32 protein-coding genes and 1 pseudogene are annotated in these 26,339 nt (G+C 59.5%); 17 read left to right on the plus strand and 16 right to left on the minus strand.

Features of this window, described 5'->3' with window-relative positions:
• Positions 1-127: 127 nt before the first annotated feature.
• From ACP3TY_RS26625 to ACP3TY_RS26635, 3 genes are all read right to left on the minus strand, one after another.
• Positions 128-298 carry a hypothetical protein gene (locus ACP3TY_RS26625; RefSeq protein WP_171057229.1) on the minus strand — a complete coding sequence of 57 codons (171 nt, stop codon included), beginning with the start codon at positions 296-298 and terminating at the stop codon, positions 128-130.
• Positions 299-332: 34 nt separating this feature from the next.
• Positions 333-869 carry an N-acetyltransferase gene (locus ACP3TY_RS26630; RefSeq protein WP_426618849.1) on the minus strand — a complete coding sequence of 179 codons (537 nt, stop codon included), beginning with the start codon at positions 867-869 and terminating at the stop codon, positions 333-335.
• A gap of 459 nt (positions 870-1,328) precedes the next feature.
• Positions 1,329-1,499, minus strand: coding sequence for a hypothetical protein (locus tag ACP3TY_RS26635; protein ID WP_401242972.1), 171 nt, complete (start codon positions 1,497-1,499; stop codon positions 1,329-1,331).
• 202 nt (positions 1,500-1,701) lie between these two features.
• On the opposite strand from ACP3TY_RS26635, the gene ACP3TY_RS26640 reads away from it, so the two are divergent.
• A complete protein-coding gene (locus tag ACP3TY_RS26640; protein ID WP_116254251.1) occupies positions 1,702-1,971 on the plus strand; it encodes a HigA family addiction module antitoxin in 270 nt (89 codons plus the stop codon).
• On the opposite strand, the gene ACP3TY_RS26645 is transcribed toward ACP3TY_RS26640, so the two are convergent.
• Both ACP3TY_RS26645 and ACP3TY_RS26650 read right to left on the minus strand, forming a co-directional pair.
• Positions 1,966-2,487, minus strand: a complete 522-nt coding sequence (locus ACP3TY_RS26645; RefSeq protein WP_426618850.1) for a BRO-N domain-containing protein — start codon at positions 2,485-2,487, stop codon at positions 1,966-1,968. The two genes, ACP3TY_RS26640 and ACP3TY_RS26645, sit on opposite strands and share 6 nt — an antisense overlap.
• Positions 2,488-2,851: 364 nt before the next feature.
• Positions 2,852-3,112 carry an accessory factor UbiK family protein gene (locus tag ACP3TY_RS26650; protein ID WP_008086041.1) on the minus strand — a complete coding sequence of 87 codons (261 nt, stop codon included), beginning with the start codon at positions 3,110-3,112 and terminating at the stop codon, positions 2,852-2,854.
• Between the two features lie 414 nt (positions 3,113-3,526).
• Here ACP3TY_RS26650 and glnK point away from each other — a divergent pair, with 414 nt between their 5' ends.
• From glnK to sutA, 4 genes are all read left to right on the plus strand, one after another.
• Positions 3,527-3,865 (plus strand): P-II family nitrogen regulator, encoded by a 339-nt coding sequence (gene glnK, locus ACP3TY_RS26655; protein WP_002555808.1) that lies wholly within the window; start codon positions 3,527-3,529, stop codon positions 3,863-3,865.
• A 38-nt stretch (positions 3,866-3,903) separates the two neighbouring features.
• Positions 3,904-5,241 carry an ammonium transporter gene (locus ACP3TY_RS26660; protein WP_016985874.1) on the plus strand — a complete coding sequence of 446 codons (1,338 nt, stop codon included), beginning with the start codon at positions 3,904-3,906 and terminating at the stop codon, positions 5,239-5,241.
• Positions 5,242-5,457: 216 nt separating this feature from the next.
• Positions 5,458-5,883, plus strand: a complete 426-nt coding sequence (locus ACP3TY_RS26665; RefSeq protein WP_007920418.1) for a secondary thiamine-phosphate synthase enzyme YjbQ — start codon at positions 5,458-5,460, stop codon at positions 5,881-5,883.
• Between the two features lie 102 nt (positions 5,884-5,985).
• A complete protein-coding gene (sutA, locus tag ACP3TY_RS26670; protein ID WP_007920420.1) occupies positions 5,986-6,312 on the plus strand; it encodes a transcriptional regulator SutA in 327 nt (108 codons plus the stop codon).
• Positions 6,313-6,455: 143 nt separating this feature from the next.
• Here sutA and ACP3TY_RS26675 read toward each other — a convergent pair whose 3' ends face one another.
• Genes ACP3TY_RS26675 through lptM form a run of 6 tightly spaced genes read right to left on the minus strand, consistent with a single transcriptional unit; the run spans position 6,456 to position 11,056 of the window.
• Entirely contained in the window at positions 6,456-7,154 is a 699-nt protein-coding gene (locus tag ACP3TY_RS26675; RefSeq protein WP_426618851.1) for an HAD family hydrolase, read from the minus strand.
• Positions 7,151-8,050, minus strand: coding sequence for a tyrosine recombinase XerC (xerC, locus tag ACP3TY_RS26680; protein WP_426618852.1), 900 nt, complete (start codon positions 8,048-8,050; stop codon positions 7,151-7,153). The genes ACP3TY_RS26675 and xerC overlap by 4 nt, the downstream gene beginning before the upstream one ends.
• A gap of 2 nt (positions 8,051-8,052) precedes the next feature.
• Positions 8,053-8,778: a DUF484 family protein gene (locus ACP3TY_RS26685; protein ID WP_064116398.1), complete on the minus strand. Its 726-nt coding sequence runs from the start codon at positions 8,776-8,778 to the stop codon at positions 8,053-8,055.
• A 13-nt stretch (positions 8,779-8,791) separates the two neighbouring features.
• A complete protein-coding gene (dapF, locus tag ACP3TY_RS26690; protein WP_053124973.1) occupies positions 8,792-9,622 on the minus strand; it encodes a diaminopimelate epimerase in 831 nt (276 codons plus the stop codon).
• A gap of 3 nt (positions 9,623-9,625) precedes the next feature.
• Complete coding sequence (gene lysA, locus ACP3TY_RS26695) at positions 9,626-10,873, minus strand: diaminopimelate decarboxylase (protein ID WP_426618853.1); 1,248 nt, start codon at positions 10,871-10,873, stop codon at positions 9,626-9,628.
• A 9-nt stretch (positions 10,874-10,882) separates the two neighbouring features.
• On the minus strand, positions 10,883-11,056 hold the full coding sequence (lptM, locus tag ACP3TY_RS26700) for an LPS translocon maturation chaperone LptM (protein ID WP_082341500.1): 174 nt from the start codon (positions 11,054-11,056) through the stop codon (positions 10,883-10,885).
• Between the two features lie 318 nt (positions 11,057-11,374).
• Between lptM and cyaY the strand changes: the two genes are divergently transcribed.
• The 3 genes from cyaY (at position 11,375) to rnk (ending at position 12,574) form a co-directional block, all read left to right on the plus strand.
• Positions 11,375-11,707 carry an iron donor protein CyaY gene (gene cyaY / locus ACP3TY_RS26705; RefSeq protein WP_008084571.1) on the plus strand — a complete coding sequence of 111 codons (333 nt, stop codon included), beginning with the start codon at positions 11,375-11,377 and terminating at the stop codon, positions 11,705-11,707.
• A 4-nt stretch (positions 11,708-11,711) separates the two neighbouring features.
• Complete coding sequence (locus ACP3TY_RS26710; protein WP_426618854.1) at positions 11,712-11,933, plus strand: DUF1289 domain-containing protein; 222 nt, start codon at positions 11,712-11,714, stop codon at positions 11,931-11,933.
• 221 nt (positions 11,934-12,154) lie between these two features.
• Positions 12,155-12,574 (plus strand): nucleoside diphosphate kinase regulator, encoded by a 420-nt coding sequence (gene rnk, locus ACP3TY_RS26715; RefSeq protein ID WP_053124969.1) that lies wholly within the window; start codon positions 12,155-12,157, stop codon positions 12,572-12,574.
• Positions 12,575-12,581: 7 nt separating this feature from the next.
• Here the strand turns inward: rnk and ACP3TY_RS26720 are convergent, their stop codons facing one another.
• The 3 genes from ACP3TY_RS26720 to ACP3TY_RS26730 all read right to left on the minus strand — a co-directional run bounded on the left by ACP3TY_RS26720 (position 12,582) and on the right by ACP3TY_RS26730 (position 16,339).
• A complete protein-coding gene (locus ACP3TY_RS26720) occupies positions 12,582-15,425 on the minus strand; it encodes a class I adenylate cyclase (protein ID WP_426618855.1) in 2,844 nt (947 codons plus the stop codon).
• A gap of 181 nt (positions 15,426-15,606) precedes the next feature.
• Positions 15,607-15,852, minus strand: coding sequence for a TIGR02647 family protein (locus ACP3TY_RS26725; protein WP_008084565.1), 246 nt, complete (start codon positions 15,850-15,852; stop codon positions 15,607-15,609).
• Between the two features lie 196 nt (positions 15,853-16,048).
• Entirely contained in the window at positions 16,049-16,339 is a 291-nt protein-coding gene (locus ACP3TY_RS26730) for a hypothetical protein (protein ID WP_053124965.1), read from the minus strand.
• A gap of 123 nt (positions 16,340-16,462) precedes the next feature.
• Here ACP3TY_RS26730 and ACP3TY_RS26735 point away from each other — a divergent pair, with 123 nt between their 5' ends.
• Entirely contained in the window at positions 16,463-17,122 is a 660-nt protein-coding gene (locus ACP3TY_RS26735) for a glutathione S-transferase family protein (protein WP_426618856.1), read from the plus strand.
• A gap of 99 nt (positions 17,123-17,221) precedes the next feature.
• On the opposite strand, the gene argH is transcribed toward ACP3TY_RS26735, so the two are convergent.
• The gene (gene argH, locus ACP3TY_RS26740) at positions 17,222-18,616 is read right to left on the minus strand and encodes an argininosuccinate lyase (protein ID WP_008084559.1); all 1,395 of its coding nucleotides are present in this window, start codon (positions 18,614-18,616) and stop codon (positions 17,222-17,224) included.
• Between the two features lie 272 nt (positions 18,617-18,888).
• On the opposite strand from argH, the pseudogene ACP3TY_RS26745 reads away from it, so the two are divergent.
• The 8 genes and pseudogenes from ACP3TY_RS26745 to ACP3TY_RS26780 form a co-directional block, all read left to right on the plus strand.
• Positions 18,889-19,092, plus strand: a pseudogene (locus ACP3TY_RS26745) (sensor histidine kinase); the annotation flags it as partial.
• The gene (locus ACP3TY_RS26750; protein ID WP_007911111.1) at positions 19,089-19,835 is read left to right on the plus strand and encodes a LytR/AlgR family response regulator transcription factor; all 747 of its coding nucleotides are present in this window, start codon (positions 19,089-19,091) and stop codon (positions 19,833-19,835) included. The pseudogene ACP3TY_RS26745 and the gene ACP3TY_RS26750, both read left to right, overlap by 4 nt.
• A 138-nt stretch (positions 19,836-19,973) precedes the next feature.
• Positions 19,974-20,915: a hydroxymethylbilane synthase gene (gene hemC / locus ACP3TY_RS26755; protein WP_159814389.1), complete on the plus strand. Its 942-nt coding sequence runs from the start codon at positions 19,974-19,976 to the stop codon at positions 20,913-20,915.
• Positions 20,912-21,673 carry a uroporphyrinogen-III synthase gene (locus ACP3TY_RS26760; RefSeq protein WP_426618857.1) on the plus strand — a complete coding sequence of 254 codons (762 nt, stop codon included), beginning with the start codon at positions 20,912-20,914 and terminating at the stop codon, positions 21,671-21,673. The genes hemC and ACP3TY_RS26760 overlap by 4 nt, the downstream gene beginning before the upstream one ends.
• 16 nt (positions 21,674-21,689) lie before the next feature.
• Entirely contained in the window at positions 21,690-22,832 is a 1,143-nt protein-coding gene (locus ACP3TY_RS26765; protein WP_053124956.1) for a uroporphyrinogen-III C-methyltransferase, read from the plus strand.
• Positions 22,829-24,067 (plus strand): heme biosynthesis protein HemY, encoded by a 1,239-nt coding sequence (locus ACP3TY_RS26770; RefSeq protein ID WP_053124954.1) that lies wholly within the window; start codon positions 22,829-22,831, stop codon positions 24,065-24,067. Before ACP3TY_RS26765 ends, ACP3TY_RS26770 begins: the two co-directional genes overlap by 4 nt.
• Positions 24,068-24,286: 219 nt before the next feature.
• A complete protein-coding gene (locus tag ACP3TY_RS26775) occupies positions 24,287-24,838 on the plus strand; it encodes a disulfide bond formation protein B (RefSeq protein ID WP_053124951.1) in 552 nt (183 codons plus the stop codon).
• 184 nt (positions 24,839-25,022) lie between these two features.
• Positions 25,023-25,481 carry an Rsd/AlgQ family anti-sigma factor gene (locus ACP3TY_RS26780; RefSeq protein WP_053124949.1) on the plus strand — a complete coding sequence of 153 codons (459 nt, stop codon included), beginning with the start codon at positions 25,023-25,025 and terminating at the stop codon, positions 25,479-25,481.
• A gap of 58 nt (positions 25,482-25,539) precedes the next feature.
• Here ACP3TY_RS26780 and ACP3TY_RS26785 read toward each other — a convergent pair whose 3' ends face one another.
• On the minus strand, positions 25,540-26,205 hold the full coding sequence (locus tag ACP3TY_RS26785; protein WP_426618858.1) for an FKBP-type peptidyl-prolyl cis-trans isomerase: 666 nt from the start codon (positions 26,203-26,205) through the stop codon (positions 25,540-25,542).
• Between the last annotated feature and the right edge of the window lie 134 nt (positions 26,206-26,339).

Raw genomic sequence — 26,339 nt, forward strand, 5'->3', positions numbered from 1 at the left:
TTAAGGGTAGTCGGGGGAGAGGGCGTTGGTCGGACAGTTTTAAGGTCGAACCTTCACTGGATGTTGCTGAAGACACTAATTCTCAGGCATAAAAAAACCGCCTGTCAGGCGGTCATTTTTGCGGTACTCAGGTTCCACCACCGGCGAGCCAACCATCGGGCTCCATTTCCTTGCCATAGGTCGCGGCCACTTTCAGAAAATGCCGCTGACTGGCTGAAACTCTGTCCGGTAATCCGAGTGCCTCGGTACCCGGTTTGGACACCCGTGCCGGTTGGGTTTTCTGCTTCTTCTGCTTCATAAACACCTCACGTGCCGGGATGCTTGATTCGATCTTATTGGTCGTCTAATGGAAAGACAAGGCGACCGGTTGTATCAAAATAAAATCCGAGCGTTTGATAGTAAGGGATGGCGCCTGAGTCTGGCTCTTGTACTTCGATTTGCGTGCACCCCAGCTTCCGGGCGTAGAACTCTGTTGTCAGCAATGCCATCGGAGCGATCCAACCCCGCAAGGTATTCGTCTTGCAGGTGTGTCCCTGCAAAAGGACGATTTTCATGCAGATCGTGCTTCTTCGCGGTGTTGCGTAGCACAGTCCGCACAGTTCCTCTTCGTACCAGAACGCCAAGTCCAGCCCTTTTGCATCTTTGGTCTTCCAGTCCAAAACAGAGTCCCAGGGATACCCAACGGGGCCGGTCCACTGGTGGAATGCGTTAATTGCTACTGGAGTAATCGGATCGATCCTGAGTAATAGAGCGTCAACTCCAGCTGCCACGGCTTCTGGATCCATGGACATTGTTTGATGTGCGAGTTTGCGCGATTCAGATTTGAGTGTCTGATTTCGAAGCTCGGTACCTTTGCCTTTTCTTCGCATCGTCTTGTTCTGTCGGGATCAATATACAGACGATATCGAAGGCATTGATGCTTACGTAATCAGACGTAGGGGACGATCCTCGTAGGACTGTGCTTGTGTTAGTGAAGGACGTTGGAGATGGCCAGTTCAGGGTGTGAGAGGGCGGAGAGACAATACTTTATACCGGCATGGATGAGGGTTTTGCGCTGCTCTCGATCGTAAATGAGCTTTGACTCCTGAGCGGTACTGAAGGATCCTCACGCTCGAGGACTGCAACTGCGCATTCGTCGGGACTGGGCACCAGTAAAAGCTCCCCCGCATTTTCGGCAGCAGAGAAAGCTGGTTTCTCTGAAGTAATGACGACGGGCTAGCCTGTCGGATTCTGAACCCAAGGCCGTAAAGTCGGGAGCTAAAGAATCGCTGCGACTACTCCTCCGAACACAAAAAAGGCGTCCTATGGACGCCTTTTTTATTTTTCACTCAGGATCTTCTACCGGCCAGCACGCCGCTTGGCTCAAGCGCTGGCCCACATGTAACAGCAACTTCAATAAATCGCCGTTGGTTGGCTGACATATCCCCAGCCAAACGGAGTGCTTCGAGGTGTAAATCAACAATCTGAAATAGCTTTTCCTTCCTCTTCTTATCTTTCACAGATACCTCCATCTTGATGGGCGTATTTCGTTCGCCAATGTAATGACATGCGTAAGGGCTGCGTAACTGGGCGCAGACGCTAATGTTTGTAGGGCCATGCCCTAATAGTTGTAGGACGCCGGCGAAAGGGGGGGTGAAGGTCTTGAATCCGGGAGTCGGATGCTCCAGTTTGGCCACTCAACGCAGCCTCTGGAGGCGAAAAATGGATCGCAATGGTATGCGCCCGATTCATCCGGGCGAGGTTCTGAATAAGGAATTCATGGAGCCGTTGGGCATGACCGTCATGGATCTGGCCATGCCCACGAAATGGCCCGAAAGTGAGATCGAAAAGCTTGTGAAATGCCAGCTCGGGATCTGCGCCGATCTGGCAATCAGCCTTGCCACTTATCTCAACACTACGCCTGAGTTCTGGATGAATCTGCAATCGACTTACGATTTGCGCAGGGCCCAGCTCCGGCATGCGGGTTTATAGCGATTGCAGCATCCGCGAAGCTCTTTTCCACCATGGCCCCGTCATTGGGCGCTTGGTCTGTTCCCGTTCCACCATCATCTGCGGCACATCTTGTAACGGTATCCACGGCTGGTTATTCCAGTGCAACAAACTCAAAGACATGTCCGGCCAACTGAGCAAGCTGAGGTGTGGGCGTTCGCTTGTGCTGGGGTGTTGGGCGTCGCGCAGGGTGGGGATGACCAGGTGGGTGATCCATTCGCGCAGGGCTCGGTATTCGGGGCAGTAGTGGTAGACGAGGAGGGCGTAGATGCCCGATTCGCTGATCAGCAGGGTGTTTTCGATCTGGTTGTAGATCAGGGTTTTGCGGGTTTGGTATTGGTCGGGGTCGAGTTTTCGCAGCATGCGTTCGTTGAGGTAGATGTGCAGCAGGCGACTCAGGTCTCGGGCGCAGAACCAGGGTTGGTTCTGGATGAGGAGGGCGTGGAGGGGGAGTTTGTGGCGGGTGAAGATGTTAGGTGTCAGGTAGTTTTCGTCCATGGTTCAGTTCTCGAATTCAAGTGAAGAAAACTGCTTCTGTTCGTCGCCAAACGAAAAGGGTGGCAGCTATGCGCGGGTTGGCGAACCGGTGAATTCGAAACCGGCAGACCCTGAGGTCTCCCACGCAAAGCCGCCATAACTCGTTGAGAGAAAAAACCTCTCTGTGAGTTTAGTTGCATTGCGTCAAATTCGATCCAGGTCGCCAAACCCGCTGCTGAACATTCAGCATCGGGTGAGCTTAGAAACCTGGGCTTTTCGGCGCAATCGGACGGCGGTCATTCAGGTTGTAGGACGTTGCCGGGATGGTTGAAGGGCTGGAGATCAAAAGATCGCAGCCTTCGGCAGCTCCTACAGGGGGCGCGGATTATTCAGCGGGCGGTGTCAGCTTGGCTTCCATCTCGGCGACTTTGGCTTCGAGGCTTTCGAGGCGGGCGCGAGTGCGGGCCAGTACGACCATCTGGCTGTCGAATTCTTCACGGCTGACCAGATCCAGTTTGCTGAACGCACTCTGCAGCAGCATCTTGAACTGGCTTTCGATTTCGGCTTTCGGCAGCGGGGTGTCGCCGTTGAACAGGCGGGAGGCGGTGCCGCTCAGGGCGTCGAGGAAGTCTTTGGGCGCGAGCATGGTGGATGTCCTGGAAACAATGGCCGGCAGTGTATCACGCAGTGTCTATAGTCAATCCCGTGGTCAGGGATGCACGCTTTTCGCGCAGGCGGACGGACGGCGACGCACCGTTGTTGTGCGTATCCGGATGGGGTTTTGCACGGGATGGCGTGCGGCAGCGGCCAAGGGATTGAAATCAGAGGTTTTTGGCGAGATGGCAAGCTTTCTGCTTAGTCACCTTCGACCCATGCACTGATGCAGTCGCTGTGACGAATGCAGTGCGGCAGACGGAGCGGGGAGTTTCGTCGGCAGCGGTTAGCTGGCGTCAGTCGGGCAGGTACGGCCGACGATGCGTTACAAAGCCAGGCACTGCGCTTAGACTTGAGTCGGGTTTGTTTTCCTGGGGCAAGTCCACCAATTCGGGAGAGAGTTTTCATGAAGCTAGTCACTGCCATCATCAAGCCGTTCAAGTTGGACGACGTGCGCGAGTCGCTGTCCGAAATCGGCGTGCAGGGCATTACCGTTACTGAAGTCAAAGGCTTCGGCCGGCAGAAGGGTCACACCGAGCTGTATCGCGGCGCGGAATATGTGGTCGATTTTCTGCCCAAGGTGAAAATCGACGTGGCCATCGACGACAAGGATCTGGATCGGGTTATCGAGGCGATAACCAAGGCGGCCAACACCGGCAAGATCGGTGACGGCAAGATTTTCGTGGTCAATCTGGAACAGGCGATTCGCATCCGTACCGGCGAAACCGATACCGACGCGATTTAACCGCCGCCACAAACCCCAACGCCCCAGGAGAAAACAATATGACTCTGCGTAAATTCGCAGGGCTAGGAGCCCTGTTGTCCATCGTAATGCCAAGCCTTGCAATGGCGGCAGACGAAGTGGCGGCCCCAGTCCTCAATTCCGGCGACACTGCCTGGATGCTCACCTCGACGGCACTCGTGCTGTTCATGACCATTCCCGGCCTGGCGCTGTTCTACGGCGGCATGGTTCGCTCGAAAAACATTCTTTCCGTGATGATGCAGTGCTTCGCCATTACCGGTCTGATCAGCATCCTGTGGGTCATTTATGGCTACAGCATTGCGTTCGACACCACCGGCATGGAGCAGGGCGTCGTCAATTTCAACTCGTTCTTCGGCGGCATGGGCAAGGCGTTCCTCGCCGGTGTCACGCCTTCGAGCCTGACCGGTCCTGCGGCGTTGTTCCCTGAAGCGGTGTTCATCACCTTCCAGATGACTTTCGCGATCATCACCCCGGCGCTGATCGTCGGTGCATTCGCCGAGCGGATGAAGTTCTCCGCGATGCTGATCTTCATGGGCATCTGGTTCACCCTGGTTTACGCGCCGATCGCACACATGGTCTGGTCCGGCAACGGCGGCCTGATGTGGGACTGGGGCGTGCTCGACTTCGCGGGCGGCACCGTGGTGCACATCAACGCCGGTGTCGCTGGTCTGATCTGCTGCCTGGTGTTGGGCAAGCGTAAAGGCTTCCCGACCACCCCGATGGCTCCGCACAACCTCGGTTACACCCTGATGGGCGCGGCGATGCTGTGGGTCGGCTGGTTCGGCTTCAACGCCGGTTCCGCTGCGGCGGCCAACGGCACTGCCGGCATGGCGATGCTGGTTACCCAAATCGCTACCGCTGCGGCGGCGCTGGGCTGGATGTTTGCCGAGTGGGTCACTCACGGCAAGCCAAGCGCACTGGGCATTGCTTCGGGTGTGGTTGCCGGTCTGGTCGCGATCACTCCGGCTGCCGGCACCGTGGGCCCGATGGGCGCACTGGTGATCGGTCTGGCTGCAGGCGTGGTGTGCTTCTTCTGCGCCACCACCCTGAAACGCAAGCTCGGTTATGACGATTCCCTGGACGCGTTCGGCGTACACGGTATCGGCGGTATTCTCGGCGCGATCCTTACCGGTGTCTTCGCTGCGCCGGCTCTGGGTGGCTTCGGCACCGTCACCGATATCGGCGCGCAAGTCTGGATTCAGGTCAAAGGCGTCGGCTTCACGGTGATCTACACCGCGATCGTCACCTTCATCATCCTCAAAGTGCTGGACGCCGTCATGGGTCTGCGTGTGACCGAGGAAGAAGAATCGGTCGGCCTCGATCTGGCACAACACAACGAACGCGGCTACAACCTGTAAGTACGCGCACTGAAAAAAATTGCCCGGTTCGCCGGGCATTTTTTTGTCCGGGATTTGTCATTAAGCGACAGGCTGAAAGGATTTTTCGTACGCCTTTAGTCGTGTTTACGACGGCGGTTTTTCACCGGCCAAACGCTTACGTCATTGCACGCGTATTAGGGCCTTTGTTTTTTCCCAGAGCGCGCTAGAATGCGCCCCGAACGTGCGGAGAACTGTATGTGGCAGCAGACTCTGATTACCCTGCGGGCACGGCCCCGGGGCTTTCATCTGGTAACGGACGAGTTACTCGCTGGCCTGCCTGAACTCAGGGAGTGCCGGGTCGGTCTGTTGCATTTGTGGCTGCAGCATACCTCGGCGTCGTTGACCATCAACGAGAACGCCGATCCGGCGGTACGTCGCGACTTCGAACGATTTTTCAATCGTCTGATCCCACAAGGAACAGACGGCTATGAGCATAACGACGAAGGCCTGGACGACCTCCCGGCGCACTTCAAGGCCAGCGTGCTTGGTTGTCAGATCAGTCTGCCGGTGTCGGCAGGGCGACTGGCACTGGGTACCTGGCAAGGTGTTTATCTGGGCGAGCATCGTGATCATGGCGGTGCCCGTAAAGTCCTCGCCACCTTGCACGGTGAAGGGGCATAAACCGTTGGTCACCAATGGTTACTGATTTTTTAACGGCGACTTTCGACAGTTGCCAAAGCTGGTCTATAACTAATCTGCTTTTCGCAAGTCATGAGGTAGAACATGAGCGACGATGATCTGGAAAACGACGACCTCGAAGTAGGCGACGAAGACGAGGCCGAGGAAGGCCTGGAAGCAGCAGCGGAAGACGTTGCTGACGACGATGGCGGTGACGATACGCCGGCCCCGGCTGCCAAAGGCAAAGCCAAGGCTGCGGTGTCGGTAGATGAGTTGCCGAGCATTGAAGCCAAGAACAAGGAGCGCGACGCCCTGGCCAAGGCCATGGAAGAGTTCCTGTCGCGCGGCGGAAAAGTGCAGGAAGTGGAGGCCAATGTGGTCGCCGATCCTCCGAAGAAGCCGGACAACAAGTACGGTAGCCGCCCTATCTGAGGCGTGCCGCTTGCTTGCTGAAAAAGCCCGCCGTCGCTGCGGGCTTTTTCATGGGTGATGAAAAGATCAAAAGATCGCAGCCTTCGGCAGCTCCTACATTGGAATGCGTTCCCCTGTAGGAGCTGCCGAAGGCTGCGATCTTTTCAGCGGTTCCAGCGTGCAAGCACGGCTGGCAAATCGCTGAGGCTACGGATTTCCGCATCCGGCAGACGATCCGCTTCCCACGGTTTACCCGCCGGGTTAAACCAGATTGCCCGCAACCCCGCCCGTTGTGCGCCGGCAATGTCATCACCCGGATGATCGCCGATGTGCACGGCGGTTTCGGCGGTGGCGCCACCGCGTTGCAGAGCCTCATGAAAAAGCCGCGCGTCCGGTTTGGCGATGCCGATATCTTCCGCACAAAGCGCAAACTTGAAGTAATCCGCCAGGCCCAATCGACGCACATCGGCGTTGCCGTTGGTGACCACGCCAAGGGCGTAATGATTGGCGAGGATCTCCAGCACCGGCTCGACTTCAGGGAACACTTCAATCTGATGCCGCGCATGCAGAAACACTTCAAAACCCTTGTCTGCCAGGTCGGTGGCTTCGCCATGGGCGTAGCCGGCGTCTTCCATCGCATGAAACAACACGCGCCGACGCAGCGCGCTGATGCGATGTTTCAGCCCCGGTTCATTGGTCAGCACACGCTCACGAATCGCCCACAAATGTTCGACCGGCACCGCGCCCAGATTCGGCGCATGTTCGCTCAGCCATTCGCGCAATACCGCTTCGGCGCTAACGATCACCGGGGCGGTATCCCACAGGGTGTCGTCGAGGTCGAAGGTGATCAACTGGATGCTCATGAATCGTCGCCTTTCATGCGTTTGGCCCGTGGATGGGCGCTGTCGTAGACCGCCGCCAGGTGCTGGAAGTCCAGGTGGGTGTAGATCTGCGTGGTCTTGATGTCGGAGTGGCCGAGCAATTCCTGCACCGCGCGCAGATCCTGTGAGGATTCCAGTAAGTGGCTGGCGAAGGAGTGCCGCAGCATGTGCGGGTGCAGGTTCTGCCCGAGCTCGCGTTCGCCGGCCAATTTGACCCGTACCTGAATCGCTCGCGGGCCAAGGCGTCGGCCTTGCTGGCTGACGAATAAGGCGTCGTCCGCCGGGTTGGTCATCGCGCGCAATGGCAGCCATTGTTCGATGGCTTCGCGGGCCTTTTTTCCTACCGGCAGCAGACGGGTTTTGCTGCCCTTGCCGAGGACTTGCACCATGCCATCGGCCAGATCAAGTTGATCAAGATTAAGCCCGGTCAGCTCGGAGAGGCGCAGACCGGAGGAGTAGAACAACTCCAGAATCGCCTGATCCCGACGCGCGAGAAAGTCATCCTCGACCGCACCTTCCAGCAGTTGCAGAGCACGGTCAGTGTCGAGGGTTTTCGGCAAGCGGCGCTCGCCTTTCGGTGGCGCCAGACCTGTCGCCGGATCATGGTCGCAAAGACCTTCACGATTCAGATAGTGATAAAGCCCACGCACCGCCGAGAGCAACCGGGCGAGGCTGCGCGAGGACTGGCCTTGCGCATGCAAACGGGCGATAAGGCTGCGCAGGCGCTGAATATCCAGCGCCGCCCAACTGCCGATGTTCTGTTTGATACACCAGCCGAGGACTTTATCGAGGTCGCGGCGGTAGGCCGACAGCGTGTGCGGCGACACCTGTCGCTCACTGCGCAGGTGTTCGCAGTAAGCGTCCAGTTGTCGTTCCATGCTCAGCGTACCGAGCGCAGGGAGCTGTTGACCCGTGGCAACACGCGACCCATGACTTCGGCGATGTAGCTGAGGAACAGCGTTCCGACCGAACTCTTGTAGTGCTGCGGATCACGGCTGGCGATCGCCAGAATGCCGTGGATGCCTTGATGGCTGACCGCGACGACGGCGGTGGAGCCGATCTGCTTGCGCTGTTCTTCGCCGAAGAGGAAATCCAGCTCATGTTCGCGCAGGCTGCCGCTGACGCTTTTGCCTTCGGTGAGCAAGCCGCCGATGGCGACTTGCGCGTCGGCGTGGGTGACCCAACGGCCAACCGGTGCCGGGTTGTCGCCGAGCAAAATCAGGCTGACAAAAGGCACTTGGAAATCCTGACGCAGGCTGTCTTCGACGCTGATCACCACGTCTTCGAGGCTGGCGGCGTCCATCAGAGAAAGAATCAGGCGACGGGTTTTGTCGAACAGGCGATCGTTGTCGCGGGCGACGTCCATCAACTGCGAGAGGCGGTGGCGCATCTCGATGTTGCGATCACGGAGGATGGTCATCTGCCGTTCGACCAGCGAAACGGTGTCGCCGCGCTGGTGCGGAATGCGCAGGGCTGGCAGCAGTTCTTCGTGCTCGACGAAGAAGTCCGGATGCGCCTCAAGGTACGCAGCAACCGCTGCCGCCTCCAGGCTCTCGGACGCTGATTCGTCGGACTGTCGGGCGGGTACCTGAGGCTTATCGGTCATGGTTTTTGCTCACTCAAAGACGCACTTGTCCTTCGTATACACGCACTGCCGGACCGGTCATCAGCACCGGTTGGCCAGGGCCTGCCCATTCAATGGACAGGCGCCCGCCGGGCAAGTCGATCAACAGCGGCGAATCCATCCACCCCTGACTGATGGCCGCGACCGCCGCCGCACATGCGCCGGTACCGCAGGCCTGGGTTTCCCCGGCGCCACGTTCCCACACACGCAGTTGCGCGCGGTTGCGGTCGATGACCTGGAGAAAACCGACGTTCACGCGCGCGGGGAAGCGCGGGTGATGTTCGATTTTCGGCCCCAGCTCATGCACTGGCGCGTTGTTGATGTCCTGCACGCGCAGTACCGCGTGAGGGTTGCCCATCGACACAGCGGCCAGTTCGACCGTGGTGCCATCGACTTCCAGTTGATAGCTGATGGCTTGCGCCGGTGCGTCGAACGGAATGTCCGCTGGCACCAGACGCGGGGCGCCCATGTTCACGCCAATCTGGCCGTCGTTACGCACGTCCAGTTCGATGATGCCGCCCTTGGTTTCGACGCGAATCTGCCGTTTGGCGGTCAGACGCTTGTCGAGCACGAAGCGCGCAAAGCAGCGCGCACCGTTGCCGCACTGCTCAACTTCCGAGCCGTCGGAGTTGAAGATCCGATAACGGAAATCCACGTCCGGATTGCTCGGCGCCTCGACGATCAGCAATTGGTCGAAACCAATGCCAGTGTGGCGGTCGCCCCATTGCTTGGCGTGCTTTGGCTGAATATGCGCGTGCTGGCTGACCAGGTCGAGAACCATGAAGTCATTGCCCAAGCCGTGCATTTTAGTAAAACGCAGCAGCATGGGTTACTCCGGCAGCAGGCTTTCGCCGGCAAACAGCTCGGCCACGGTCTCGCGGCGACGCACTTCAAAAGCCTGATCACCGTCTACCAACACTTCAGCGGCACGGCCACGGGTGTTGTAGTTGGAGCTCATCACAAAACCGTAGGCGCCGGCCGAATGCACGGCCAGCAGATCGCCTTCGGCCAGAGCCAATTCGCGATCCTTGGCGAGGAAGTCGCCGGTTTCGCAGATCGGGCCGACGATGTCGTATTTGCGCGCAGCAGTATTACGCGGTTTGACCGCGGTAACGTCCATCCACGCCTGATACAGCGCCGGGCGGATCAGGTCGTTCATCGCCGCGTCGACGATGGCGAAGTCTTTGTGTTCAGTGTGCTTGAGGTACTCGACCTGAGTCAGCAGCACGCCGGCGTTGGCAACGATGAAACGGCCCGGCTCGAACACCAGCGCCAGATCACGACCGTTAAGACGCTCGCGTACGGCTTTGATGTAGTCGGCAGCCAATGGCGGCTCTTCATCGCGATAACGCACGCCCAAACCACCACCGAGATCGATGTGGCGCAGGTGAATGCCGCAATCGCCGAGACGATCGACCAGATCCAGCAGACGGTCGAGCGCATCGAGGAACGGTGGCAGCGTGGTCAGTTGCGAACCGATGTGGCAGTCGACACCGACCACTTCGAGGTTCGGCAGATGCGCGGCGCGCACGTACACGTCTTCGGCGTCGGCAATGGCGATGCCAAACTTGTTCTCTTTGAGACCGGTGGAAATGTACGGGTGGGTGCCGGCATCGACGTCCGGGTTCACACGCAACGAAACCGGTGCGCGAACGCCCAACTCGGCAGCCACGACTTGCAGGCGCTCGAGCTCGTCGGTGGATTCGACGTTGAAGCAGTGCACGCCGACTTCGAGGGCGCGACGCATGTCATCACGGGTCTTGCCGACGCCGGAGAACACGATCTTGTCAGCGCTGCCGCCAGCGGCGAGGACGCGTTCCAGCTCGCCCCGGGAAACGATGTCGAAACCGGCGCCGAGACGGGCCAGGACATTCAGAACGCCGAGGTTGGAGTTGGCTTTGACCGCAAAGCAGACCAGGTGCGGCATGCCGGCCAGCGCATCGGCGTAAGCCAGATACTGCGCTTCGATGTGTGCGCGCGAGTAAACGTAGGTAGGGGTGCCGAAGCGGTCGGCGATGGCGGACAGCGCCACACCTTCCGCAAACAGCTCCCCGCCACGGTAGTTAAAAGCGTCCATGGCGATCCCTTAATAAACGTCGTGCTTGTGTGCTTTGGAAGCCGGTTGTTTTTGCGACGACTTGGCTTGCTCGGCCGGATCCTGAGTGTCATCGGGCAGGTACAGCGGGCCTTTTTGACCGCAGGCCGAAACAAGGCAGGCAACCGCGACGAGCGCAGCAAGGGAAGAGATCAGGCGCTTCATGGCGAAATCCTTGAAAATGCGTTAATTGCGCCGGAGTATACCGGCCACCCGGCAGCTTGCCTATGTGATGGCCTTCCCGTCCGGCGGGGCTTGCCCAAAGCAGCCCGGATCGCCGCAATCCCCTGTAGGAGCAGAGCTTGCTCGCGAAAGCGTTGTATCAGTCAGCATCATTGTTGAATGATTGACCGCGTTCGCGAGCAAGCTTTGCTCCTACAAAGGGTGGTGAGGGTGCTTGGTCGTTATTCTTTGCAATCAGTGAGGCGCGTCCGTATCTTTCGGCGCTTGAGCCTGATCAGAACATTTTTTGAGGTTGCCGCAATGAGTTTGTCCGAAGCCCGTTTCCACGATCTGGTCGATGAAACCCAGGAAAAACTGGAAGACATCTTTGATGAAAGTGACCTGGATATCGACATGGAGAACTCTGCCGGTGTGCTCACCGTCAAGTTCGAAAACGGCTCGCAGCTGATCTTCAGCCGTCAGGAGCCGCTGCGTCAGCTATGGCTGGCGGCCGTGTCCGGTGGTTTCCACTTTGACTACGACGAAGAAAGCGAGCGCTGGATGTGCGACAAGAGCGAAGAGCAACTGGGCGAAATGCTCGAGCGCATCGTCAAGCAGCAGGCCGGCGCCGATTTCGATTTCGAAGGTCTGTGATTCCGTGACTGATACCGCTCCTGTTCGTCCGCCGAAGCCGCTTTACAGCAATGTCAGCGCGGCCGTGCCTTCGCCGTGCAGCGGGGTTTGCCGGCTGGATGAGCAGAAGGTTTGCCTGGGCTGCTTTCGGCATGTTGAAGACATTCGCGAATGGCGTTCGGCGGATGATCAGCGCCGGCGGGTCATCTGCGCCCAAGCCACCGAGCGCCGCAATTCCTCAATGTAGGAGCTGCCGAAGGCTGCGATCTTTTGATCTTGAACCTTTAAAAGCAAAAGATCGCAGCCTGCGGCAGCTCCTAAAATGGGGTGTCGGGTGGGTGGCTTGTATATTTTTTGAGCTGTGATAGTGTCCGCACACGCCTCAAACCACCGAGGCACGGTGAAAACCCCGTCTTTTTTGGCGGGGTTTTGCTTTTTATGTGCAGAAGAAAGGAGACTGCCCGGATCATGACCGCACCTTCCATCACCCTTACCCGTCTGGACGTGCAACGTCTGGAGCGCTTGATCGACAACCTGAACGAGAAAGACCAGGCTGCGCCGGGCGTGATTGCGCTGCAAACCGAACTGGATCGCGCCGACACCGTGGTCGGCCACGATGAAGTGCCCGCCGATGTCGTGACCATGAATTCCCGCGTGCATTGCCGCGAAGAAGGCAGTGGCAAGGATTACCACCTGACGCTGGTCTATCCCAAGGATGCCAACGCTGACGAAGGCAAGATCTCCATTCTGGCGCCGGTCGGCAGTGCGCTGCTGGGCCTGAAAGTCGGTCAGCACATCGACTGGCCGGCACCGGGTGGCAAGACTCTCAAGCTGACCTTGCTCGAAGTCGAATCGCAACCGGCCAACGGTGGCGCGTTCCCCGAGTAATCCTGCCTCAGACCTGTTCGAGCGCCTCGTTCAGTGCGCGCTCCAGGTCGGCCTTGTAGCGCAGATACAAATTGCTTGAACTCTGCCCGTCACCGAGCAGGCCCGAAAGGTCGAGGTCGGTGATGTAGCAGCGGTAGCGCTCGGTCTCGCGACGCTGCTCGACGATCTCCCGGGCGACCACGCTGAACAGCTGGTCGCCATGTTCCAGCTCGCTGAATTCCCGTTGATTGCAATACAAAGTGACCTGCACTTCACCCGGTGCGGCTTTGCCGACGATCGCCTGCACGTCGTAGAACGGTTTGTTGACTGGCGTCTGCGGCGCGGACCGTGCTTCGACCCGGCGCGCGCGCCCGGGGCCCGAAGGCAATAACTGGTAATACAAAGTTTCTAGGGCAGCGTCTGGGCCTGCGTCCATCGGCAGCACGGCTTCGCGGCGGAACAGGATCGATTGCAGAAACCGCTGCAATGGCACCAGCAGACTTTGCTCATCGTGATACGGCAAACGCTGCAGCCACAGCGCATTGAATTCATCCAGCACGTACAACTCGGCCTGTTGCTCAGTGATCCGGTAGAACACCTGAATGCATTCCGGCTGGCCCATCGGCAGGATCAAGGCGAGGTCGTGCTCCTCCAGCGCCATCGGATCCAGATGCAGCGGGCTATAACGCGGCTGTTCTTCACCGAGGTAATCGAGCAACGCCGGCAGCGTGGCGAGGGCGACGTGGTTGACCTGGTCCGGCACCAATTCCAAAACGTGATAGTGCTGCTGCACCTGAATCAGGTAACGATGATTCAGGCCGCTGAGCAGCAGGTTCTGCGCGGTGTCGACGATCTCTTCGACGCGGCGGGCAATGAACTGTGCGCGGTTATGACAGAAGCAGCGCACCTTCAATTTCGGTTGCTGCGGCCCGCGCGGCAGGTTGTTGAGGTAATCGCGCAGGCAGTCGAGCAAGGCGTGCGGGCCGTCGAAACGGTTGACCAGCACTTCGTTCCAGCTGTTGAGCGTGACCTGATCCAGGGTCAGCACCAGATTTTCGCGCACGCCGGCGTAGCTCAGCGAGTCGGTGCGTTCGGTGGTCATGAGGATGTTGAGGTCGCGGTGATGCTTGAGCGGGTCGATGCCGACATTGACCAGCATCAGCACTTCGCTGGGCACCGCGGCGCGTAGCAACGGGATTTCGTCGACAGTGGGCAAGGGCAGGGCGATGCACTGTTGCAGGCTGCCGAGCAGGTTGAACAGCTCGAACTCGCTCATGTCACTGGTGCCGGGGTGCAGCGCCAGGCGCGTGCTGCTGTCGATCACGCCGTTGCGATGGCTCCAGGTCAGCAGTTCAAGCAACTCGCGGCTGCGTTTGATCGGCGCGAAATGCTCCCATTCCTGCGCGGTAAGGCTGCCGTTGTACAGGCCCCACTGGGTTTGCCCCGGTTCCTTTTTGTTGCGCGACTGCACCAGCGTCAGGGTGTCTTCGGCCAGATCCGGGGCGATGCCAGGGTTGATGAACTCGACCTTGTCGGCCTTGCGTTCAAACGCCGCGTACAACCGTCGGCCGAGCACATTGAGGTCACGCTTGTTGATCAGGCTGACGGTTTGCTCGGTGCGGGCGAATTGGGTCAGGAAGCGATAGCTGTAATTCAGCTCGCTGACCAGTGCGCGGCGTTCGGCGCTGACCTGACGGACTTTCCACTGGCTGCGGCTATCGAGCAGCGCCAACTGCCGCTGATCCCAATGCCATTCGCTGGCCAGACGTTCGAGCAGCGAGCGCTGCCAGCTCTGCGTGCGGCTGTTGCCGGTGAGCTTGCGATTGACCTTGAGGTACAGCGCGCGCCGCACCAGTTCAAGACGCTCCGGCTCATTGCGCGCCTTGAGGTATTCCTCGATGCGCCGGTACACGACCATGTACGGATCCAGTTCATCCAGATCCAGTTGATTGGCGAACACGGCTTTTTTGAAGCGCAGGCTCAGGCACTGCACTTTCGGGTGCTCGCTGGCGTAGACCTCGGTCAGCAGCAGTTTGAGCACCGATTTGTACGGCGACTCGATGCCTTTGAACAACTGCCACAACCCGGCACCAATGAACTCCCCCGGCGGAATCGTCGCCAGATGGCCGAGGTCGAGGGTTTCGTCAGCGCGAATAAAGCGCTTCGACAGCAGGGTGTGGGTGTAAACGTCGTAGGCGGTTTCTTCGTAAACCGGCACCAGCCACCAGATCGGCGTGCGCCCGGCCAGCCAGATCGCCGTGCGATAAAACTCATCCAGCAGCAGGTAGTGCTGGGTGGTGCCACAGTTTTCCGAACTGAGCTGGTTGTCGCGTTCACCTTTGACGAAGCGCACCGGGTCGATCAGGAAGAAATGCGCTTCGGCGCCCTGGCTCGCGGCCCAGGCTTCGAGCAACTGGCATTTCTTGCTCAGCTCACTGAGTTCGCTTTCGCTCAGATCCGGCGCGTGGCAGACCCACACGTCCATGTCACTTTGATCGGCCTGCGCCAGTGTGCCGAGGCTGCCCATCAGGAACAGGCCGTGAATTGGTCGCGGCGGGTTGCTGCCGTGGCGCGGCTTATAAGAAAACGAGCGAGTCAGGCGTTGGGCTTCAGCGAGCACATTGGCGTCCGGCTCGTAATTCGACAGGCCGGCCGGCGCACTGCCCGAGACGTAACCCGGCAGCAGCGGATGATTGACGTGGAAGAACAGCGGCAACAGCGTCAGCACGCTTTGTTGGCGTGGCGACAACCCTTCGAGGGCACGGCCGAGGCGGCCTTCATTGAGTTTGAGAAACCGCGCGCGCAGCTGGCTGAGAACCTTGCGGTCAATTCCCTCGTCCAGGTCGGGGCGGATTTCGTGGGTGCGCGTCATGTCAGCTCAAACCGGCTCGCAGGCTCGGACGTAGAGGGTCTCGGAATGTCAGGCAGTTTAGCCTTAGGGCAGCGGGACTTTTAAGCTGAATTTGTTTTTGACGTCAGATTTCTATCGTTTCGCCCGTACAGGCCCGCGGAAATCCCGTGGCAGGAGTTTCCGTGGGCGAAGTCGGGGGGAATCAGGCGGTTTCTTGCTCTCTCAGAATGGTCAGCACGGTTTGCACATTTTGCGCAGCATCGCGACCGAGGCTGGTCAGATAACCGCCATCGGGCTGATCCGTCAGGTCTTTTTCAAAGAGGCGTTTGGCGGCAGAAATATGTTTCGGGGCAGCGGTCTGATGAATTTTCAAACCTTCCTGGGAACTGTCCAGGGGAAAGAGTGCGAGGACTTCCAGTTCGGCAACCAACTCAGGGGTAAGCGACATAAGGACTCCAGACTTTCTAGGAATTAGACGACAGCGCCCCTAAGGTGAACCCGCTTTTGCGGCATGTCCAGTGCTCAGATCAGGGATTTTGTCGTGAGGCGGATTCCAGTGTAGTCCCCATAAAAAAGATCGCAGCCTTCGGCAGCTCCTACAGGGGATTTGTGTAGGAGCTGCCGAAGGCTGCGATCTTTTGATCTTAGGCTTTTTCTGGTGGCAACTCAGGGAGTGCACGCAGGGCCGCTTCGTACCATTCAGTATCAAATGCGCGATCTTCATCGAGCATCGCGTCAATCTCGTAGGCCAGCACGTGGGCCATCAGATTGAGGATTTCTTCGCGCTCGACGCCGACCAGGGTCAGTTTGTTGAACGTCGCTTTGGCGGCCGGCGGGTTGTCGCTTTCGATCTGGTTTTCGATGGCTTCGATCAACGTCGCTTCGGTGAACTCTTCTTCGTCGTTGTCATTGTCGATGTCTGTCGGCTCGCTCATGGCAGGCTCCTCAAGGAAAGGCGCCAGTTTACCCGCATTCAGCGGCGTGATGCTGCTGGCGGGATTGGCCTGAGCGATCTATAAACAGGCACTGCCCACCCCGCACGGCCTGGAGGCTATGTGATGCTCAAGCTCTACGGATTCTCAGTCAGCAACTACTACAACATGGTCAAGCTGGCGCTGCTGGAAAAAGGCCTGCCGTTCGAAGAGGTCACCTTCTACCCGACACCGACCCCGGAATCACTGGCCATCAGCCCGCGCGGCAAAGTCCCGGTGCTGGGCGTGGACGCCGGTTTCATCAATGAAACCGCGATCATCCTCGAATACCTCGAACAGACCCAAAAAGGCACGCCGCTGCTACCGAGCGATCCGTTCGAACGTGCTCAAGTGCTGGCGATTGCCAAGGAAATCGAGCTGTACATCGAATTACCGGGCCGCGCCTGTTATGGCGAAGCGTTCTTCGGCATGACCTTGCCGGACGCGATCAAGGAAAAGACCAAGACTGAATTGCTATTGGGTTTTGCCGCACTGGGCCTTCACGGCAAATTCGCCCCGTACGTGGCGGGCGACAGTCTGAGCATTGCCGATTTGTACTTCCTCTACAGCGTGCCGCTGGCCTGTGCGGTCGGGCATAAACTGTTCGGGATCGATTTGCTGGCGGAGATGCCGCAGGCGAAGGCGCTGCTGGAGCGGCTGGAGCAGAATCCGCATGTGCAGAAGATTGCGGCGGACAAAGAAGCGGCGATGCCGGCGTTTTTGGCGATGATCGCTGCCAAGAAGTAGGAGTTTATTGTTCTGAAGTCAGTCTTCGCGGGCAAGCCTTGCTCCTACAAGTTCACACCGAACCCGTAGGAGCAAAGCTTGCTCGCGAAGCTTTTGCTGTTAGCGGCTGGCGATCAGCGCCTGACCGCGAACTACAGCTGCCTTGACCTGCGCCGGCGCAGTCCCGCCGATATGGTCGCGGGCATTCACCGAGCCTTCCAGGGTCAGCACGGCAAACACATCCTGCTCGATCTGATCGCTGAACTGACGCAGTTCTTCCAGGCTCATCTCGGCCAGATCCTTGCCTGTGTCCACGCCGTATTTCACCGCGTGGCCAACGATCTCGTGGCAATCACGGAACGGCAAACCACGGCGCACCAGGTAATCCGCCAGGTCGGTCGCGGTGGAGAAACCACGCAGCGCCGCTTCACGCATGATCGCGTGCTTCGGTTTGATCGCCGGGATCATGTCGGCAAAGGCCCGCAGCGAGTCGCGCAGGGTGTCGGCGGCGTCGAACAGCGGCTCTTTGTCTTCCTGGTTGTCCTTGTTGTAGGCCAGCGGCTGGCCTTTCATCAAGGTCAGCAGGCCCATCAGCGCGCCGAACACACGGCCGGTCTTGCCACGGACCAGTTCTGGCACGTCAGGGTTTTTCTTTTGCGGCATGATCGAGCTGCCGGTGCAGAAACGATCCGGCAGATCGATGAACTGGAACTGCGCGCTGGTCCAGAGCACTAGCTCTTCGGAGAAACGCGACAAGTGCATCATCGCGATGCTCGCGGCCGAGCAGAATTCGATGGCGAAGTCGCGATCGGAAACGTTGTCCAGTGAGTTGCCGCCAACCGCGTCAAAACCCAGCAGTTGTGCGGTGTATTCGCGGTCGATCGGGTAGGTGGTGCCGGCCAGCGCGGCGCTGCCCAGCGGCATGCGGTTGGTGCGCTTGCGGCAGTCGACCAGACGCTCGTAATCGCGGCTGAGCATTTCGAACCAGGCCAGCATGTGGTGCCCGAAGGTCACTGGCTGCGCGGTCTGCAGGTGAGTGAAGCCCGGCATGATGCTGGCGGCTTCGCGCTCGGCTTGCTCCAGCAGGCCTTTTTGCAGACGGGTGATTTCGGCGAGGATCAGGTCGATCTCGTCACGCAGCCACAGGCGGATGTCGGTGGCGACCTGGTCGTTACGGCTACGCCCGGTGTGCAATTTTTTACCGGTGACGCCGATGCGATCGGTCAGGCGTGCTTCGATGTTCATGTGCACGTCTTCGAGGTCGATGCGCCAGTCGAACTGGCCGGCTTCGATTTCGCCCTGAATGGTGTTCAGGCCGTCGATGATGCTGTCGCGCTCGGCATCGGTCAGCACGCCGACCTTGGCCAGCATGGTGGCGTGGGCGATCGAGCCCATGATGTCGTGGCGATACAGGCGCTGGTCGAAAGTGACGGAGGCGGTGAAGCGGGCGACGAAGGCGTCGACGGGTTCACTGAAGCGGCCGCCCCAGGACTGATTGGTCTTGTCAGTGCTCATGAATTCGCTCGTATCGGCTTGAAGAAAAAAGGCGTGAAACGCTGGCGCGGATAATAACAGGGTTGCCAATCCTGTCGTTGACACTGGTCGATACGTTTTTTTCTCATCGAACCGGCCATAGTCGGCACTGCTCCCGGGGGATTTGCGTAAGGATATTTTTCGATTGAGCAATATCGGCCCGACGAGCGTCTACAGTAGGACATAAGGGTCGGCGCGACTTTGGATCGCGCAAAGGTCTGGCCGCCGACTATAAGAAGAGGGGGTGGGTGTAATTGTCCTTCGGCAATCCCTGCGAAAAACGCGAGAAACAGCGGGCTTTGAGCGGTACGACGCGGACTCTGGCAAATATTGCTGGCCGACGTACGGCACTTTTTGGCGCTCGGGCTAGTCTTAGCGTGGATCGCGGTGACGGACGTCACTTCACCTGTCTACGCTATCCTTGTGCGAGACTCACGCAGGAATCCAGCGCAATATGAATGTCCTGATCGTTGATGACGAACCACTGGCTCGCGAGCGCCTCAGCCGAATGGTGAGCGAGCTCGAGGGTTATACAGTTCTGGAGCCCAGCGCCACGAATGGCGAGGAGGCGTTGGCACTGATCGACAGCCACAAGCCGGATATCGTCTTGCTCGATATCCGCATGCCAGGCCTCGATGGCCTGCAAGTCGCTGCCCGTCTGTGCGAACGAGAAACGCCGCCCGCCGTGGTGTTTTGCACCAGCCCCGATGAATTTGCCGTGGAAGCCCTGCAGGCCAGCGCCGTGGGCTATGTGGTGAAACCCGTGCGAACTGAACATCTGCATGACGCCCTGAAACGGGCAGAACGTCCCAACCGGGCGCAACTCTCGGCCCTGACCCGTCCCGCTGCCGAAAGTGGCACCGGCCCGCGCAGCCACATCAGCGCCCGCACCCGCAAAGGCATCGAACTGATCCCGCTGGATCAGGTGGTCTATTTCATTGCCGACCACAAATACGTGACCTTGCGCCACGAGGCCGGCGAAGTGCTGCTTGATGAGCCGCTCAAGGCTCTCGAAGACGAATTCGGCGAACGCTTTGTGCGGATCCACCGCAACGCCCTGGTCGCCCGCGACCGCATCGAACGTCTGCAACGCACGCCGCTGGGGCATTTCCAGCTGTTCCTCAAAGGCCTCAATGGTGATGCGCTGATCGTCAGTCGTCGGCACGTGGCCGGCGTACGCAAAATGATGCAGGGCCTGTAAGCCGGACTTTTCCGGCGGCTCACTGTTCTTTTCACCGGGCATGGCGGGCCAGGGAGGCCGCGCCGAGGCTGATTCAAGTCAAAGTGGATTTGGCTGAGCTGTTATTATCCGCCGTATCTATTCAGTACGGATTGATCCATGTCCTCTCGCGAAATCCGCATCGCCACCCGTAAAAGTGCGCTGGCCCTCTGGCAGGCCGAATACGTTAAAGCCCGTCTGGAAGCGGCCCATCCGGGCCTGCTGGTGACGCTGGTGCCCATGGTCAGTCGCGGCGACAAGCTGCTCGATTCGCCACTGTCGAAAATCGGCGGCAAGGGTCTGTTCGTCAAAGAACTGGAAACCGCGCTGCTCGAAAACGAAGCCGACATTGCCGTCCACTCGATGAAAGACGTGCCGATGGACTTCCCCGAAGGCCTCGGTCTGTTCTGCATCTGCGAGCGCGAAGACCCGCGCGATGCCTTCGTTTCCAACACCTATGCCAGCCTCGATGCGTTGCCTGCCGGCGCCATTGTCGGCACGTCGAGCCTGCGTCGTCAGGCGCAATTGCTGACGCGTCGCCCGGATCTGCAAATCCGCTTCCTGCGCGGTAACGTCAACACGCGTCTGGCCAAGCTCGATGCCGGTGAGTACGACGCGATCATCCTCGCGGCGGCCGGTCTGATTCGCCTTGGTTTCGAAGAACGCATTACCTCGGCGATCAGTGTCGATGACAGCCTGCCGGCCGGTGGCCAGGGCGCGGTCGGCATCGAATGCCGCAGCGCTGACACTGAAATCCACGCCTTGCTTGCACCGCTGCATCACGCCGACACCTCGTCGCGCGTGACTGCCGAACGTGCCCTCAACAAACATCTGAATGGCGGCTGCCAAGTGCCGATCGCCTGCTACGCCGTGCTGGAAGGCGAGCAGTTGTGGTTGCGCGGTCTGGTCGGCGAACCGAGCGGTGGCTTGCTGCTCAGCGCTGAAGCTCGCGCACCACGGGCTGACGCCGAAGCGTTGGGCGTGCGGGTCGCCGAAGACTTGCTGAGCCAGGGCGCAGCCGAGATTCTCAAGGCAGTCTATGGCGAGGCAGGTCACGAGTGACCGCTTGGCGCCTGCTGCTGACGCGCCCTGCGGAAGACTGTGCGGCGCTGGCGGAGACGTTGGCGGCGCAGGGTGTTTTCAGTAGCTGCTTGCCGCTTCTGGACATTGTTGCGCTGCCGGTCTCTGACAATATTCGTCAGGCGATGGCGCGCTTTCAGAGTTATAACGCGGTGATCGTGGTCAGCAAACCGGCGGCACGCATTGCGCTGGATCTGCTCGGCAATTCGTCTGCGCTAACGATGCCTTGGTTCAGCGTCGGCGCGGCGACCGCACAGATTCTGCGCGAGCATGGCCTTGACGTGAGCTTCCCGGACGATGGCGATGACAGCGAAGCCTTGCTGCAATTGCCGCGTCTGCGTGAAGCGGTCAGCCAGCCCGGCGCGCAGGTGATGATCCTGCGTGGCGAGGGCGGGCGCGAGCTGCTCGCCGAGCGTCTGCGCGCGCTAGGTGCTAGTGTCGAGTATCTGGAATTGTATCGACGCGACCTGCCAGCGTACGCGCCGAAAGAGCTGCCACGGCGGTTGCAAGCGGAACGCTTGAACGGGCTGGTGGTCAGCAGTGGACAGGGTTTTGAGCACCTGCGCGAAATGGCCGGCGATGCCTGGCCGGAAATTGCGCAATTGCCGTTGTTTGTACCAAGCCCGAGAGTCGCCGAGCTGGCACGTGCCGCCGGGGCTCAAACAGTTGTGGATTGCCGCGGCGCGAATGCCGCGGCTTTGCTGACGGCGTTACGGGAAAATCCCGGGCCCGTTCTCTAATGCAAAGGATGGATACGTGAGCGAAACAGCCTTGCCTAAAGATGATGTCCAGCCTGTGATCGATGCTCAGGTTGAAACTCCACCGCCGGCCAAAGAGCCGCGCCGAGGCAATGGACTGGCCATCGTCGCCCTGTTGCTCGGCGCAGCCGGCGTCGCGATCGGTGGCTGGGGTGTCTGGCAGGTGCGTCACCTGCAGACCAACACGCAAGCGCAGTCGGGTGAAGTGCAGGCGCTGAACGATCAGGCACAGACCCTGAAGCTCAACGAACAGCGCCTGACCGAACGCCTTGCGCAGTTGCCGGGCGCCGATGAACTTGCCGAACGCCAGCGTCTGGTGACGCAGCTTCAGGGCGATCAACAGCGCCTCAATCAACGTCTGGAAACCGTCCTTGGCGCAAGCCGCAAGGATTGGCGTCTGGCCGAGGCCGAGCATCTGCTGCGTCTGGCCAGCCTGCGCCTTTCCGCGTTGCAGGACATCAGCAGCGCTCAGGCACTGGTGCAGGGTGCCGACGAAATCCTCCGCGAACAGAACGATCCGGGCGCCTTCGCGGCCCGCGAGCAAGTGGCCAAAACCCTCGTCGCCCTGCGCAGCACCGAGCAGCCGGATCGCACCGGATTGTTCCTGCGCATCGGTGCACTGCGTGATCAGGTGGTCGGGCTCACCGAGCTGGCGCCCGAGTACAAAGATCGCGGCGAATCGCTGCTGGGCCTGACCGCTGACGGTGACGGCGCCAGTCGTTGGGCGCAGTGGTGGGATCAAGTCTCGCGTTACATCCGCATCGATTTCAATGCGGATAAAAACGTGCGGCCGCTGCTGGCCGGGCAGAGTCTGAGCCAAGTGCGTCTGGCCCTGAGCCTGGCCCTGGAGCAGGCGCAGTGGGCGGCCCTCAATGGTCAGGCGCCGGTTTACACCCAGGCCATGGCCGAAGCGCGTGATGTGCTCAAAGGCAATTTCAATCCGGACAACCCGCAAAGCAAAGTGATGCTGGAACAGGTTGGCGAGCTGAGCAAAGAACCGGTCACCGTCAACACGCCGGACATGACCGGCACCCTGAGTGCAGTGCAAGGCTATCTCGAACGCCGTAACGTCAACGCTGAAGAATCGGTGAAACCGTTCGCCAAACCTGCCGCGAATCCTGCGCAGGAGGCCACGCCATGAAACGCCTGTATGTGATCGTGTTTCTGGTGATCGCGGCGACGGCAGCGCTTGGGTTTGCGGTGGCGCAGCATTCCGGTTACGTGCTGATCGCCTACAAGAGCTTCCGCTATGAAGCGAGCCTGTGGGCAACGCTCGGGCTGATCGCGGTGTTGTGGCTGCTGATCTGGGGCATCAAGGCCTTGGTTGAATTGGTGATGGCTTCCAGCGGTGTGGTCAATCCTTGGTCGCGACGCAATCGCAGCCGTCGTGTGCAAGTGGCGATCGAGCATGGTCAGCTGGATCTCGCCGAAGGTCGTTGGGCCAGTGCGCAGCGGCATCTTTCTCGCGCCGCCGAGGCCGAGCGCCAGCCACTGCTGTACTACCTCGGAGCCGCCCGTGCGGCCAATGAGCAAGGCAATTACGAAGAATGTGATCGTCTGCTGGAGCGTGCGCTGGAGCGTCAGCCGCAAGCCGAGCTGGCGATTGCCCTGAGTCATGCGCAGTTGCAGACCGATCGCGGCGATACCGATGGTGCGCTGGTCACCCTGCAAGCCATGCACGAACGCCATCCGCACAACGCGCAAACCCTGCGCCAATTGCATCGCCTGCATCAGCAGCGCGGCGATTGGTCGGCGGTGATTCGCCTGCTGCCGGAGCTGCGCAAAGACAAAGTGCTGCCGCCGGCTGAACTGTCTGAACTGGAGCGTCGCGCCTGGGGTGAAAACCTGTCGCTGGCTGCGCACCGCGAAGAAGACGGCACCGTGGGTTTGCAGTCGCTTCAACGGGCGTGGCAGCAACTCACTTCGGCTCAGCGTCAAGAAGCGCCGCTGGTGCTGGCCTACGCCGAACAACTGCGTCAGCTGGGCGCTCAGGTCGAGGCGGAAGAGGTGCTGCGCACCGCGCTCAAGCGCCAGTACGACAGTCATCTGGCGCGTCTCTATGGCCTGGTGCGCGGCAGCGATCCGGCGCGTCAGTTGCAGACCGCTGAAGGCTGGCTCAAGGAACATCCAAATGATCCGAGCTTGCTGCTGACCCTGGGTCGTCTGTGTCTGCAGACCAGTCTGTGGGGCAAGGCGCGCGACTATCTGGAAAGCAGCCTGCGCGTGCAGCGCAACCCGGAAACCTGTGCGGAGCTGGCGCGTCTGCTGGCGCAGCTCGGGGACACCGATCGCAGTAATCAGCTGTTCCAGGAAGGCCTAGGCCTGCTCGATGAGCGTCTGCTTGCTGCGCCATTGCCGGTGCCGGCGCGCGTCTGAATCGACGAGGGAGTTCGCTCCCTCGTGTAGGTTTCCCGACCGAATAATTCCCCGCAAATGGGCGCCAGAGGCAAAGTCCTACGAGCGCCTTCTTCATTTCCTTCCTGCCCTGTCGGGTTTTCCCTACACCTTTGCCGAAGTGTCGGCAGCCCCTTGCCTTGAAAGGCTTACGCGCTTTCCTCTACCGTAACTACCTGTCTCTACTGTTACGGAAAAGCCATGTCGTTGGCCTGCTCACGCTCCTTGTTTTTCATGGCTTTCACTGCGGGGGCCGTTGCCCTGGGAGCTTCCTATTACCTCGAATACGCGATCGGGCTGGCGCCGTGCAGTCTGTGCCTGGTGCAGCGTTTGTTTCTGACGCTGCTGACGGCCGTCTGCGGTTTGGCGGCGGTGCATGGCCCGCAACGTGTCGGTCTGTCGCTCTATTGGCTGGCGGCGCTGGGTGCCAGTCTGGTGGGCACGACGGCGGCCTGGCGACAGGTGCTGTTGCAGAGTGATCCACTGTTGCAACTGGTGGAATGTTCGCCCGATCCCGAGACCCTGTTCAGCCGTCTGCCGTGGCTGTGCGCAACACTGCGGATGTTTAACGGCAGCGCCGATTGCGCCGAAATTTCCTGGACGCTGTTTGATTTGAGCATCCCGGAATGGAGTTTGCTGTTCTTTGTCGGGGTGTCGATTCTGGCGTTTTATCAACTGCTGCGGCTGGTCTGCAACGCTCTGCAACGACCGCTCAGCGGCGAAGCGTCGCACCAAGGGCTGGTCAGGGATTAAACACTTGTATGAACTTTATCTCCTGCGTACCTTGATGCCATAGGCGCGCGGGCATAATCTGGCCCGCACGTGTCATTGGAATTATGTTGCTCGATGACGCTCTGCCCGGCCGCCCTCCAAGCGATAAACCAGAAGAGAGGCGCGGGTGTAGAGCAGCATGACCCACAAGGGAAGAGAGATCGCCATGCTCGAAAGTTGTCAGAATGCTCAGGAACGTTGGGGTGGAGTTCATCTGCTGATCGACCGCTGGTTGCAAGAGCGTGAAGATCTGATCGGTGCCTACGACAATCTCGGTGCACAGCCTGAGTCGCTGTCCGAGAGCCGCAAGCCTTTGCAGGAATTCTGCGGCGTGCTGGTCGATTACGTGTCGGCCGGGCACTTCGAAATTTACGAACAGCTGACTGGCGAAGCCAAGGCGTTCAACGACAAACGCGGTCTGGAGCTCGCCGAGACGATCTACCCGCGCATCGACGTGATCACCGAGAAGCTGCTCGCGTTCAATGACCTTTGCGATGAAGGCAAATGCGTTGCCGAGAAATTCAAAGAGCTCGGTGGTTTGCTGCACGAGCGCTTCGAACTCGAAGACTGCCTGATCGAAGTGCTGCACACAGCACACAAGGAAGAAGATCCGGTTCAGGCCTGATCTTTCCTCCGATCAAAAAAAACGGTGCGCCCAAAGCGCACCGTTTTTTATTGCCTGCTCAACTGCTCGCGCCGCGCAACTCCACTTCAAATACCAGCGGTGTAAACGGTGCGATCAAGTCGCCGGCACCATCGGCGCCATAGGCCTGATCCGATGGAATCACCAAACGCCATTTCGCGCCCACCGGCATGTTTTGCAAAGCGCTACGCCAGCCGGCGATCACGCTGTCGAGGTTGAACCATTGCGGCTGAGTGTTCTGATCGAACACGGTGCCGTCCGGCAAGCGACCGACATACAACACCTGCACTTTTCCATCCGGGCCGGCCTTGGTGCCGGTGCCTGGCGAAAGCTCGGTCAGCAGGATGCCATCGGCCAATTCCTTCACGCCCGGTTTGGCTTTTTCAGCGGTGAGAAAACGCTGTTCGTTTTCCATCGCGGCATCGCTCGAAGGCTGTGTCGAGTGCTCGGCATTTTGCGCTTCGTGATCGGCCAGAACCTGTTCGATACGCGCTTCACTCAGCGCCAGCGGCTTGCCTTGATACGCCTGCTGCAAGCCCTCGACCAATGCCTGAATCTGTAGCTGCGGGACTTCCTGACGCAGCCGTTCACCCAGGCTGGCGCCGAGGCTGTAGGCCAGATCGTGAGCATCGTTCGCGGTGGATTTTTCGTCAGCGTGGGCTGCGGAAAAGATCACGCAGAGGGATAAAAAAAAGTAGCGCGACATGGTCACTGCTCCGTCCTGAATTGCGCTGGATTATGCCAGCGCAAACGTCTGCAACGGTGAACTGCTTTTGCCTTTGTGCAGAACATTTTCACTTCGTTGCAACGCAACTGTTTCGATACTGTCAACATGACCTA

It is taken from the genome of Pseudomonas rustica, from assembly GCF_049959085.1.
GTDB classification, from domain to species: Bacteria; Pseudomonadota; Gammaproteobacteria; order Pseudomonadales; family Pseudomonadaceae; genus Aquipseudomonas; species Aquipseudomonas rustica.